At 65.6% G+C, this 12,428-nt stretch carries 11 protein-coding genes; 6 read left to right on the top strand and 5 right to left on the bottom strand.

Translation table 11 applies throughout. The features are described from left to right. Nucleotides 1–192 precede the first annotated feature (192 nt). The 3 genes from NO876_RS17690 to NO876_RS17700 all read left to right on the top strand — a co-directional run bounded on the left by NO876_RS17690 (nucleotide 193) and on the right by NO876_RS17700 (nucleotide 4,367). Nucleotides 193–1,830 carry a potassium channel family protein gene (locus tag NO876_RS17690; protein ID WP_256423003.1) on the top strand — a complete coding sequence of 546 codons (1,638 nt, stop codon included), beginning with the start codon at nucleotides 193–195 and terminating at the stop codon, nucleotides 1,828–1,830. A 53-nt stretch (nucleotides 1,831–1,883) separates the two neighbouring features. Further along, nucleotides 1,884–3,167: a cytosine deaminase gene (locus tag NO876_RS17695; RefSeq protein WP_256423004.1), complete on the top strand. Its 1,284-nt coding sequence runs from the start codon at nucleotides 1,884–1,886 to the stop codon at nucleotides 3,165–3,167. A gap of 129 nt (nucleotides 3,168–3,296) precedes the next feature. Further along, nucleotides 3,297–4,367 (top strand): DNA cytosine methyltransferase, encoded by a 1,071-nt coding sequence (locus NO876_RS17700; protein ID WP_256423005.1) that lies wholly within the window; start codon nucleotides 3,297–3,299, stop codon nucleotides 4,365–4,367. Nucleotides 4,368–4,414: 47 nt separating this feature from the next. On the opposite strand, the gene serB is transcribed toward NO876_RS17700, so the two are convergent. Then, on the bottom strand, nucleotides 4,415–5,065 hold the full coding sequence (serB, locus tag NO876_RS17705) for a phosphoserine phosphatase SerB (protein WP_256423006.1): 651 nt from the start codon (nucleotides 5,063–5,065) through the stop codon (nucleotides 4,415–4,417). 223 nt (nucleotides 5,066–5,288) lie between these two features. Here serB and serA point away from each other — a divergent pair, with 223 nt between their 5' ends. After that, nucleotides 5,289–6,890: a phosphoglycerate dehydrogenase gene (gene serA / locus NO876_RS17710; protein WP_256423007.1), complete on the top strand. Its 1,602-nt coding sequence runs from the start codon at nucleotides 5,289–5,291 to the stop codon at nucleotides 6,888–6,890. A gap of 102 nt (nucleotides 6,891–6,992) precedes the next feature. Here the strand turns inward: serA and NO876_RS17715 are convergent, their stop codons facing one another. Further along, entirely contained in the window at nucleotides 6,993–7,466 is a 474-nt protein-coding gene (locus NO876_RS17715; protein WP_256423008.1) for an MreC domain-containing protein, read from the bottom strand. 418 nt (nucleotides 7,467–7,884) lie between these two features. On the opposite strand from NO876_RS17715, the gene NO876_RS17720 reads away from it, so the two are divergent. Continuing rightward, nucleotides 7,885–8,817, top strand: coding sequence for a ferritin-like domain-containing protein (locus NO876_RS17720; protein WP_256423009.1), 933 nt, complete (start codon nucleotides 7,885–7,887; stop codon nucleotides 8,815–8,817). Between the two features lie 59 nt (nucleotides 8,818–8,876). Here NO876_RS17720 and thrC read toward each other — a convergent pair whose 3' ends face one another. Together thrC and NO876_RS17730 are read right to left on the bottom strand one after the other, a co-directional pair. Then, a complete protein-coding gene (gene thrC, locus NO876_RS17725; RefSeq protein WP_256423010.1) occupies nucleotides 8,877–10,142 on the bottom strand; it encodes a threonine synthase in 1,266 nt (421 codons plus the stop codon). Between the two features lie 136 nt (nucleotides 10,143–10,278). Continuing rightward, nucleotides 10,279–10,656: a helix-turn-helix domain-containing protein gene (locus tag NO876_RS17730; protein ID WP_256423011.1), complete on the bottom strand. Its 378-nt coding sequence runs from the start codon at nucleotides 10,654–10,656 to the stop codon at nucleotides 10,279–10,281. A 299-nt stretch (nucleotides 10,657–10,955) separates the two neighbouring features. On the opposite strand from NO876_RS17730, the gene NO876_RS17735 reads away from it, so the two are divergent. Further along, on the top strand, nucleotides 10,956–11,975 hold the full coding sequence (locus NO876_RS17735) for a sensor histidine kinase (RefSeq protein ID WP_256423012.1): 1,020 nt from the start codon (nucleotides 10,956–10,958) through the stop codon (nucleotides 11,973–11,975). 67 nt (nucleotides 11,976–12,042) lie between these two features. Here NO876_RS17735 and NO876_RS17740 read toward each other — a convergent pair whose 3' ends face one another. After that, entirely contained in the window at nucleotides 12,043–12,282 is a 240-nt protein-coding gene (locus NO876_RS17740; protein WP_256423013.1) for a DUF8001 family protein, read from the bottom strand. Nucleotides 12,283–12,428: the final 146 nt, after the last annotated feature.

Below are 12,428 nucleotides of genomic sequence, written 5' to 3' on the forward strand. Positions count from 1 at the left end.
TAGTAATTGTGGATCCTGCCCACATTTGTGACGAGCGGGACCGATGCGTTCGTCTTTCGGGGCGGTTCGATTGACATCCCCGGGAGAGAGGTCGGTTCCGTTCGAATCTGTCCACGTTCGGAGACATCGGGAGGCGGATCGATCGTCCCCGCGTACCGGGGGATGATATGACCCGGGCGACACGCCTCCCGTATGCAGTTGCGCTCCCGCCGAACCGCCTACTACCTGGGGTTGGTGGCGGTGACGACAGTTCTCTTCACGGTGACCTACAACGTCGGAATGGCCGTCTGGGAGGACCGCCCCCAGCCGCTGTATCGTTCCCTCGAGGTGGTCGTCCAGAGTTTCACCACGACCGGATACGGCGAGGACGCGGGGTGGCGGACGCTACAGATGAACGTCCTCGTGATACTGATGCAACTGGCCGGGATCGGCCTCATCCTCACCGCCGTCGACGTGTTCGCGGTGCCGTGGCTCCGCGACGCCCTCACGCCGGCGGCCCCGGAGAAACTGCCGGACCTGGACGACCACATCGTCGTCTGTGAGTACACGCCCCGGACGGACGCCTTCGTGACGGAACTCGAAGCACGGGGACGGGACTACGTGCTCGTCGAATCCGACACGGAGACGGCCCGCGACCTCCACGAGGCCGGTTATCGAGTCGTTCAGGGCGATCCCGAGTCCGTCGAGACGCTCGAAAACGCGGGCGTCGGGTCGGCGCGCTGCGTGGTCGTCGACGCCCCCGACGACACGAGCGCGAGCGTCGCCCTATCGGTGCGTGACGTCCGCTCCGACGTGCGCGTGATAACGCTCGTCGAGGACGTGAACCTCGCCAGGTATCACAGCGCGGCGGGCGTCGACGAGGTGCTCTCCCCGCGGCAGCTACTGGGGCGGAGTCTGGCGGAGGAAGTTCCGACCGCAGTCGCCGCAGCGGTCGAGGAGGGCGTCGTCATCGGTGAGGGATTCGAACTCGTCGAACTGGCGGTGGCCGCGGAGAGCGACATCGCCAGCGGGACGTTCGCCGAGGCCGAGCTCCGCGAGCGATTCGGCGTGAACGTGATCGGCGCGTGGATCGGCGGCGACTTCGAGACGCCCGTTCGACCCGACGCGGAACTCGTCTCCGGCACCCGCCTCCTCGTCGCCGGGCGGTCCGAGGACGTCGAAGCGCTACGCGACGCGACGGCCGTAACCGTTCGCCCGTTTTCGGCACAGCGGATCATCATCGCGGGGTTCGGCGACTCCGGTCGGACGGTCCACGAGACGCTCTCGGGTTCGGGCTTCCGGATGACCGTCCTCGACATCGCGGAGATGGACGGCGTCGACGTCGTCGGTGACGCGCGCGAACCGGACGCGCTGGAGGCGGCCGGAATCAGCGACGCCGACGCGCTGGTGCTCACGGTCGCCGACGACACGACGGCCATCTTCGCGACGCTCATCGCCCGCGAACTGAACCCGGATCTCCACATCGTCGTCCGGGCCAACGAGGAGGCGGACGTCGAGAAACTGCGCCGGGCGGGCGCAGACTACGTGCAGTCGCTGGCGACGGTCAGCGGACGGATGCTGGCCTCGACGGTCTTCGAAGACCAGGAGGTACTGACGTACGACACGCAGGTGAACATCGTGCGCCTCCCGGCCGGCGGGCTGGCCGGCGGCACCCTCGCCGACGAGGAAGTGCGAACGGTGACGGACTGTACGGTCGTCGCCGCGATCAGAGACGGCGAGACGGTCACCGAACTCGATCCGACCGAGTTCGTCTTCGAGGCCGACGACGAGGTCGTCGTCGCCGGGACCGACGAGGCCATTACGCGGTTCGAGGCGGAGTTCGGCGTTTGAGAGCGATTCCGATTACCCAAAGCTGAAGCGTCGCTGCGGCCTCTGCTCCCGATATGTCCGAATACATCGTCACGAACGGCCGGACGGTGGCCGGCGAGGCCGTCGACATCGAGGTCCGTGCGGGAGCGATCGACCGCCTGGTCCCCGCAGGCGAGGGCGATTCAGACGCGTTCGACGCCGACCGCCGGTACGACGCCGACGGTCGGCTGGTGACGCCGCCGCTCATCGAACCGCACGTCCACCTCGACGCGACGGGGACCGCGGGCGACCCGTCCTGGAACGACAGCGGCACGCTCGCCGAAGGCATCGAGGTCTGGGCGGAGTACAAGGAGGACATCACCGTCGAGGACGTCCTCGAACGGGCGACGCAGACGGTGGAGTGGTACGCGTCCCACGGCGTGACGCGCATCCGGACGCACGCCGACACGACCGAGCCGTCGCTGACGACCGTCGAGGCGCTGGTGGAGCTGAAATCGCGGGTGTCCGACCTCGTCGACCTGCAGGTCGTCGCGTTCCCCCAGGACGGCATCCTCACCGACGAGTCCCACGAGGACCTGCTCGAAGCGGCCGTCGAGATGGGCGTCGACCTGGTGGGCGGGATCCCGCACAACGAGTACACCCGCGAGGACGGGGTCAAGAGCGTCGAGATCGCGTGCGACCTGGCGGAGGAGCACGACCTGCCGCTGGACCTCCACATCGACGAGACCGACGATCCGAACTCGCGGTTCACGGAGGTGCTCGCCAGCGAGGCGATAAAGCGGGACATCGGCGACCGCGTCACCGCGAGTCACACGACAGCGACGCACTCGTACAACAACGCCTACGCGGACAAACTGATCTCGATGCTCGCAGACAGCGGCGCCTCAGTGGTGACGAATCCGCCCGACAACTCCGTCCTGCAGGGCGCGTACGACGACTACCCGCGGCGGCGCGGTCACACCCGAATCGACGAACTGCGCGAGGCCGGCGTGACGGTCGGCATCGGCCACGACTCCGTGCTCGATCCGTGGTACCACTACGGCGTCGCCGACCCGCTGGACGCGGCGTTCGTCCTCGCCCACTACGCCCACATGGCGGGCCGCGCCGACGTCGAGGTGCTCTGGGAGATGCTGACCGACGCCAACGCCGAGGTGTTCGGCCTGGAGGAGTACGGCCTCAGCGAGGGTAACGAGGGCTCGCTCGTCGTCTACGACAGCCCCGACGGGTTCAACGCCCTGCGGACGCAGGCACCGCGGACGCTGGTGCTCCGGAACGGCGAGCCGATCGCGCGGACGGAACCGAGCGCGACGACGGTACACAGAGCGGACGGGCCGACGTCGGTCGACTACAAGCGGTAGTTCCGCCGACTTCGGGGCCATCTCAGCGGATTTCGATTCGCACCCCGAGGCACAGGGCTCCGATTCGCCGGCCGAGGTATCCCCGCGGTGTTTAAATACGATCGCGAACGAGATCCGGATAGATTCCGAATGCCGGGTTCCGACTTCGATCGCGCCTCGATCAAGGTGCTCGATCTGTTCTGCGGTGGCGGCGGCCTCTCGGAGGGCTTCCTGCAGGCCGGTTACGACGTCGTCGCCGGGGTCGACGTCAACGAGGACTTCTTGGCGACGTACGAGCACAACCACGAGGACGCGCTCGCGATCCAGGCGGACCTCTCGACGGTCGGTCCGGAGGAGTTCTTCGAGGAATATCCAGTCGATCCGGACGAAATCGACGTCGTGATCGGCGGCCCGCCCTGCAAGGGTTTCAGCATCGCGGGGCATCGCGACCCCGACGACGAGCGCAACTACCTCGTCGGGAACTTCATCGACTTCGTGGAGTACGTCCGACCCGCGGCGTTCGTGATGGAGAACGTCCCGGGGATCAAGTCGATGGAGGGCGGCGACACCCTCCGGGCGATCCTGGAGGGGTTCGAGCGCGCGGGCTACGAGAAGCCGGCGTACGAGACGCTGAACGCCGCCGACTACGGCGTCCCGCAGAACCGCCGGCGCGTGATCTTCCAGGGGCGACGCGACGGATCGATTCCGACGTATCCCGAGCGGACGCACGGCCCCTCGAAGCAGGCGACGCTCACGGGAAAACAGCTAGAGCCGTACGTGACCGTCGAGGACGCGCTCTTAGAGCGCGGCAGCGAAGACTGCAGCGGCGAAGAGCGCGCTATCGACGACCTGCCGAACCACGAGAAGACGAACCACTCCGCGGAGATGGTCGAGCGGATCTCCGAAGTCGACCCCGGCGAGAGCCTCTATGAGAGCTACGGCGACAGCTGGCGGCGACTCCCCCGCGACGAACCGTCGATCACGATCAAGGAGAACCACAACGCGCCGTTCGTCCACCCCGTCGAGGACCGCGTCGGGACCGTCCGCGAGTGCGCGATCCTGCAGTCGTTCCCCGACGACTACGTGTTTCAGGGCCCCAAGAGCACGCAGCTGAAAGTCGTCGGCAACGCCGTCCCGCCGGGGCTCTCGAAGGCGATCGCCGAAACGCTGGCCGAAGATCTGGCGGAGATGGAGCGGAGCGTCGTCGCCGACGCGGAGTGAGGCGATCAGAACTTCCGAAGACCGCAGTGTCGAAGAGCTGTAGCGACTTACGCCGACTCCGGCCGCAGCACGTTATACCCCTCCAACACCTTGCCGAGTCGGTACATCGAGGCGACGACGACGTCGCAGGACGGCCGGACGGCGTCTTTCGGGACGTAGCCCACGGACAGTCCGGCGACCTCCAGCATCGGGAGGTCGTTCGCGCCGTCGCCGACGGCGATGGTGCGAGACAGCGGCACGTCGAGGTCGGCCGCGAGCGATTCGAGCGCGTCGTCCTTCGTCCCGGTGATGAGCGGTCCCTCGACCCCGCCCGTGAGGCGGCCGCCCTCGATCGGGAGGCGGTTGGCGACGATGGTGTCGACCTCGACGCCCTCGCGTTCGAGGGCGCGCTCGACGCCGCGCTCGAAGCCGCCGGTCAGGATCGCGACGTGGTGACCGGCCTCGCGGAGGCGGGCGATGAGGTCCGCGGCACCGGGGCGGAGTCGGACCTCTCCGAAGGCGTCCTCGGCGTCCTCCTCGGCGAGGCCGTCGAGCAGAGAAGCGCGTTCCCTGAGACTCTCCGCGTAGGAGAGTTCGTCGTTCATCGCTCGGTCGGTGATCTCCTGCATCCGCTCGGCGACGCCCTCGCGCTCGCCGAGCAGCACGGTCATCTCCGAGTCCGAGAGCGTTCCGTCGAAGTCGAAAGCCACGAGTCGCATACGCGGGGAGTCGTCGTCGGAGCCTTTCAAGTCACCTATCGAGCGTCCGCACCCGGCTGTCGGCTACCCACGACGGCGGGGGTCGATCGGACCCGTATCGAGCCCTCGCGACGATAGTTCTCCGATGGAACGTACACGAGCCACGAGAGACGGTAACAGGCTGCAGAGCCGCCGTGAGACCGATGAAGAAACGTTTAACCGGGAACCAGAGCTGGGTTAGTATATGAAGGTCCTTATTACGGACCCGATCGACGACGCCGGCCTGGAACGCCTCCGAGAGGCGGGCCACGACGTCGAGACGGCTTACGACGTAGACGGTGAGGCGCTTCTGGAAGCAGTCGCGGACGCCAACGCGCTCGTCGTCCGGTCCGGAACCGAAGTGACCGCGGAGGTCTTCGAGGCCGCGCCGGATCTCGTCATCGTCGGTCGCGCCGGAATCGGCGTCGACAACATCGACATCGACGCCGCGACCGAACACGGCGTCATCGTCGCGAACGCGCCGGAGGGGAACGTTCGCGCCGCCGCCGAGCACACCGTCGCGATGTCGTTCGCCGCAGCGCGGTCGATTCCGCAGGCCCACGCCCGGTTGAAAACCGGCGAGTGGGCGAAAAGCGACTACCTCGGCACGGAACTCAACGGCAAGACGCTCGGCATCGTCGGCCTCGGCCGGGTCGGCCAGGAGGTCGCGAAGCGCCTCGACGGCCTCGGGATGGACCTCGTCGCCTACGACCCCTACATCAGCGAGGAGCGCGCCGACCGCCTCGGTGCCGAACTCGTCGAGTTCGAGACGTGTCTGGAGCGGGCGGACTTCCTCACGGTTCACACGCCGCTGACCCCGGAGACCGAGGGGATGATTTCGACTGGAGAGCTGGAACTGATGGGTGGCGGCTACCTCGTCAACTGCGCCCGCGGCGGCGTCGTCGACGAGGACGCCCTCGCCGCGGCGGTCGACGACGGAACGCTCGACGGCGCGGCGATCGACGTCTTCGCCGAGGAGCCGGTCTCGCCGGACAGCCCGCTGCTCGACGTCGACGACATCATCGTCACCCCCCACCTGGGGGCGTCGACCGAGGCCGCCCAGGAGAACGTCGCGACGTCGATCGCCGATCAGATCGACGCGGCCTTCGCGGGCGAACCGGTGATGAACGCGCTGAACGCCCCGTCGGTCGACGAGAGCGTCTTCCCGCGCATCCGCCCGTACATCGGACTCGCCGAGACCGCCGGGAAGGTCGCCGCACAGCTGCTCGACGGCCGGATCTCATCGGTCGAAGTCGCCTACGAGGGCGACATCGCCGAGGAAGACATCGAACTCGTCACCGCGTCGGCGCTGAAGGGCGTCTTCGAACCGCTGGAGTGGCAGGTCAACGCCGTCAACGCGCCGCAGATTGCCGAAGAGCGCGGCATCGACGTGAAAGAGTCGAAGCGCCTGCAGTCTGAGGACTTCCAGAGCCTCGTGACCGTCACAGTCGGCAACGAGCAAGATTCGCTCAGCGTCTGCGGAACCCTCTTCGCCGGCGACGACCCGCGGATCGTTCGCATCGACGGCTACCGCGTCGACGCCATCCCGCACGGCAAGATGCTCGTCGCGCGCAACGCCGACAAGCCGGGAGTCATCGGCTTCATCGGCTCGGTGCTCGGTGAGTATAACATCAACATCGCAGGGATGTTCAACGCCCGTCGCGACGAGGAGGGCGGCGAGGCGCTCACCGTCTACAACCTCGACGATCCCGTCCCCGCCGAGGTCGTCGAGACGCTCCTCGCCGACGACCGGATGATCGACGTGAAGTACCTCACGCTCAACGGCGCGGACGACGGCGAGGAGTAGTTGATCGCGACGGACGACGACGGGAAGTAATCGATCCCGTTGCGGACGGCCAGTTTTCGAAGCGGCACGGGGGAGGAAATAGCGTGCCGGAGAGTCCAGCGATCAGTCGAGAGTGACTCGGGAGACGAAGGCATCGAGGAGGCGGCCGGGACGCGTCTCCGCCCCCGAATCGTCCGTCTCCCGTTCTAACTCCCGGTTGGCTTCTCTGAGGCGGTTCTCGTAGTGGTCGAGAACGTACTGCCGCTCCCGTCCACGGCGTTCGAGTTGCCGTGCCAACTCCGAGTTTTCCCGTTCGAGGCGGCGGTTTTCGTCGCGTAACTGTTCGTTGTCACGCTGGAGTTCGACCACGAGGTCCAGAAGCGTGGAGGCGTCGAGCGGACCGTCGACGCCATCACGGGTCGCTTGTCGTTTCGCGACAGATCCCCTTTCGTTCCGATCGAGGGACTCGATCTCGACGTGAGTGAATCCACACGGTCCGATACCAGCACGTCGTGTTCCGTGGTCGACCGCCGAGTTTTCGACGTCGGTGATCGATCCGTCGCTCCTCGTCGACGAATCAGAGAACTCTGTGGACATATATGTGAATTGGAACCACACCACTAAGAATACCCGTCAGACGGGGGACGAACGGACGTCAGTCAGGATGGTCAGTGCTCAATATCGATGAGTAGCGGGTTGGAATCTCTTCCGAACGCGAGCGCTCTCGCGGCGTTGTAACCGGATCGCGGGAGATATTCAGTGGTTATGTATGACATACGAGTATTTTACTCGAATTATCCAAGGGGACGGACGTTTTGATGAAGCATATTCTTATTGAGAGCGGATTTGATCGGGAATATTCGGAGAGAGTATATTTTTGATTAGTCGTATTTCCAAGGGGACAGCGTATAACAATGCCCGAATGAGCCGATAGGGATTCTGTTGGGACAAGCCCGACATTGCTATGACAGAGCCAACAGAACCAGACACGCGCGCAGCGAAGATTGCAGCCTCGGTGAAAGAACAACTAGGTTCCGAAGAGCGTTCTCGACGGAGTTTCCTGGCCCGCTCCGCTATCGCGGGTGGATCCTTGCTGGCGCTCGGCGGAGCGACAGGCTCCGTCCTCGGACAGGAGGACGGCGATTCCGACGACGGTCCGGAGGAAATGACGGCGTCCTTCGACGATGTTGAAGGGACGGACCTCGACGTTTTGAACTACGCATTGTCGCTGGAACACCTCGAGAACGCGTTCTATCGCGAAGGGCTCGAGATGTTCAGTGTGGAGGACTTCGTCGTGGCCGATTCTCTGGAGTCCTACGACGAAGAGCGCCGAATGGAGGTGTATGACCGGGTCGAAACGATCGCCGAACACGAATCAACCCACGTCGACGTGCTCACGCAGGCGATCGAACTGCTCGGTGGGACACCGGTCGAGGAAGACTCCTACAACTTCGGTGTCGAAACCGTCGGCGACTTCCTCGGGCTCGGGCAGGTCCTGGAAAACACCGGTGTCGCCGCCTACGCGGGCGCGGCCCCGTTCGTCGAGAGTCCGGACCTCCTGTCGGCGGCGCTCTCTATCCACAGCGTCGAGGCCCGCCACGCCGCACTGTTGAACGAGGTGAACGGGGAGTCGCCGTTCCCGGACGCGTTCGATTCGGCACAATCACAACAGGAGGTGCTCGACGCCATCGAGGGGCTCATCGAATCCGATGACGGTGAGGACGGGGACGGCGGTGGTGACGGCGACGACGATGACGAAGGTGACGGTGACGACGATGACGAAGGTGACGGCGACGACGATGACGACGAGCAACCGACGACACCGGGCAACGAGACGGCCACACCCGGCAACGAGACGGCTACTCCCGGCGACGAAACGGCCACGCCCGGCAACGAGACGACTACTCCCGGCAACGAAACGGCCACGCCCGGCAACACGACAGAGTAGTCGGCCTGCGGTAAGCACGGGAGTCGGCGGACACGAGTTCCTATGCCGGTTCGCGTGAGCTAATTCGCGCCGATGTGATCGAGGATCGCCTGCAAGTCGTTCGGGACGGGTTCGGGCTTTCCGCCCGCCTCGAACGCGGCATCGGGGTCCTTCAACAGGTGCCCGGTCGTGAGGCAGACGACGTCCTCGTCGGCGTCGACCACGCCGCGGTCGCGGAGTTTCTTGAGTCCGGCGACCGAGGCGGCCGAGGCGGGTTCGACGCCGATACCCTCGTGAGCCAGATCGCGCTGAGCCTCGGTGATCGCCTCGTCTGAGACGGCGACCGCGGTGCCGCCGGTCTCGCGGATCCCCGGAAGCGCCTTCGGCGCGTTGACCGGGTTGCCGATGCGGATCGCCGTCGCGCGCGTCTCGACCTCCTCCCAGCGTTGGGTGTCCGCCCAGCCGTTCTCGATGGCTTCGACCATCGGCGCGGCCCCCTCGGCCTGGACACCGGTGAGTTTCGGCACCTCCGAGGGGTCGAGCGCTCCCGACTGGACCAGTTCGCGGAACGCCTTGTACAGCGCAGAAGTGTTGCCCGCGTTGCCGACGGGCAGCACGATGCGGTCCGGGAACCGACCGTAGTCGTCGCGGAACTCCTCCAGTATTTCGAGACCGATCGTCTTCTGTCCCTCCAGACGGAAGGGGTTCAGCGAGTTGAGCAGGTACACTTCGCCGCGGGCGGCGAGTTCCTGGACGATGTCGAGACAGGCGTCGAAGTTGCCGTCGACTTCGAGGATGCGCGCGCCGTGGAGCGCGGCCTGGGCGATCTTGCCGGCCGCGACTTTACCGGAGGGAAGGAGAACGAGCGTCTCCATCCCGCCGCGAGCGCCGTAGGCGGCGAGGGCCGCAGAAGTGTTTCCGGTCGACGCGCAGGCCAGACGGTCGACGCCGAGTTCCTTCGCGACGCGGACGCCGACGGTCATTCCGCGGTCCTTGAACGATCCGGTGGGGTTCATCCCCTCGTGTTTGATCCGGAGCGTCTCGACGCCGACGTCCTCGCGGAGCCGCGGGGCCTCGTGCAGCGGCGTGTCGCCCTCGGGGAGCGTGACGCCCTCCTCGAACGGAAGCGCGGCCCGGTAGCGCCAGACCCCGCGGCCCTGGCCCTGAAAGTCTTCGAACGTCGGCGGCTCCGCGTAGCGCACTTCGAGCAGGTTTCCGTCCTCGCCGGTGTATCGGATCTCGTCGAACGGGGCGTACGTTTCGCCCGTCTCGATGTCCGCGAGCCAGACGCCGTCGTCGGCGACGTCGGGAGCGTCCGGCGCGGGAGCGGTGAGTTCGAGGCTCATTGTCGAATCCCTCGCGTTCGGGCGTGAAAAGGTGGGCGGTTCGCGAGTCAGTGACCCACGGTTTCAGTCGCGTGCGTCTGCCGCCATCCGTGTCGTGTGAACGATACCGGGGAGGAGACGCCGTTAGCGGGGACCGTCAGTCCTCTTCAGCGCCGTACTCGTCGATGCTCCGGTGGACGCGCTCGACCCACTGCTCGAGCGCGTCGTGGAGCATCTCTTTCGCCTCCGGAAGCTCCGTTCCGGTGTACTGATAGATGTAGCCCCCGGAGTCGAGCAGCCGTCGCTCGCGCTCGGCGAGCCCCTTCTCCATCAACGTCGTCAGCGAGCGATTGACGTTGCTCCGGTCCCGATCGAGGATGTCCGCGAGTTCGGCGACCGTGCTCCCCGGATTGTCGAGAAGCGTGAGATACGTCCGGCTCTCGTGGCGCTGGATCCCGAACACGCAGGCGAGGACCTGCTGGAAGCCCGGGTCTTCGGTCTCCAGAAGGTCGCTCATCTCTGGCACGTCGCTCATACCATCTCCTTCACCGCCGCCGCGACTAAAGTCCCGCGTCGCCGGCAGTTCCCGGAAGTCGACGCCGGTACCACAGTTCCGGGAGTCGACGCGGAGACCGAAAGAGCGGTCACGACGAGACAACCGAGAGACCGGATCGCTTGAGATCCGGATGGTTCCGAGCGAGAATACGTGAGCAGGCCGTGTGGCGAGACGCGGGGACGGAGCCACGTCGCCAGCGACAGCGGTTCGTCGCTTTCGGCCGCCCCTCTAAGAGTGTACTGAAAAGTAATTACTACACCGGCACGTAAGCGGCGACAATGGGTGATTCCGGATCTCCGAGCGATCGAATTTCACCGCCCGAGGGGGGCTATCAGGCCCTCGTCGACAACTTTCCGAACGGGGTGTTGGTGCTCGTCGATTCGGGTCTTCGATATCGGATCGTCGGCCCGGATATACTACCGTTTTCGGGTCGTGAGACCACCGAAATGGTCGGGAAAGACGTGTTCGAGTTGTTTCCGGAATCCACGGCGAGCCGCCTCGCATCCGCGCTGGAGGCGACGCTCGACGGGACGGCGCAATCGTTCGACGTCGAGTTCGAGGCGAAAGTCCACCACATCGAAACCGAACCGGTGCGCATCGACGGCGACCCCTACAGCGTGCTCGTCACGCAGGACGTCACCGAGGCGCGGGAGACGGCGAATACGCTGGCAGAGCAGAACGAGCGACTCGATCAGTTCGCCAGTATGATCTCTCACGACCTCCGCGGCCCGCTGAACGTGGCCGAGGGTCGGCTGGCGCTCTTTCGCGAGACGGACGATCCGGAACACCTCGCTGCGGTCGAGGACGCCCTCGAACGAATCGACGAACTGACCGCGGATCTCACGGAGCTCGCTCGGAGCAGTGGCAGCGACGAGGAGTACGAACGCGTCTCGCTCGACACGGTCGCGCGTTCCGCCTGGGAGATGATCGACACGCTGGAGGCGACGCTCGTGACCGAGGGGTGCTCGGTCGTCGGCGGCGAGAGCCAGTTGCAGGCGCTCTTCGAGAACCTGTTTCGGAACGCCGTCGGCCACGGCGGGTCGGACGTCACGGTCCGAGTCGGCCCCCTCGAGAGCGGTTTCTACGTTGAGGACACCGGAGTCGGGATTCCACCGGAGAGGCGAGACGAGGTGTTCGAACACGGATTCACGACGGGATACAGCGGAACCGGTACCGGACTCACGATCGTCCGGCGAATCGCCGCCTCCCACGGGTTCGACGTCACCTTGGGCGAGAGCGCGGAAGGCGGTGCCCGCTTCGAGTTCCGCGCTTCGGAGGAATCGTTAGACGGCGAGTGAGTAGCGAGAGTGTCTGTCTGTCTCAGATCGCGACTGATCGTCTACCCCCCATCTGGTCGGAGCCCGCTCACTCGACGCGGCCGTATCCCATCTTCTCGATGCAGGTGAGCATCCCCTCCTCGTCCTCGTGTTTGTGTAACGTGGTCGGCGTGTCGCAGTAGTACGTGTCACCGTCGTGGCGGAGAGAGAGCTGGTGCGTCCCGCCGAGCAGTTCCGCCTCGACGACGACGCGGCGGCCGTCACGGAGCGCGTCGAGAATCTCTTCGCCTGTCAACTCGCCGGATTCGACGCGGAGCGGTTCGGGCATACCCTAGTATTCGGGGCCGAGAATATGATTGTTGTCCGTTGAGTCGGTCATTCAGAACGTTCTGCGGGGTCACAAGAACGGGACTTTCGAGGTCACGAGAACGGGACTTTCGAGGTCACGAGAACGGGACTTTCGAGGTCACGAGA

Origin of the sequence: Halobellus rarus (genome assembly GCF_024494595.1) — an archaeon.
In the GTDB taxonomy this organism is placed as follows: Archaea; Halobacteriota; Halobacteria; order Halobacteriales; family Haloferacaceae; genus Haloquadratum; species Haloquadratum rarum.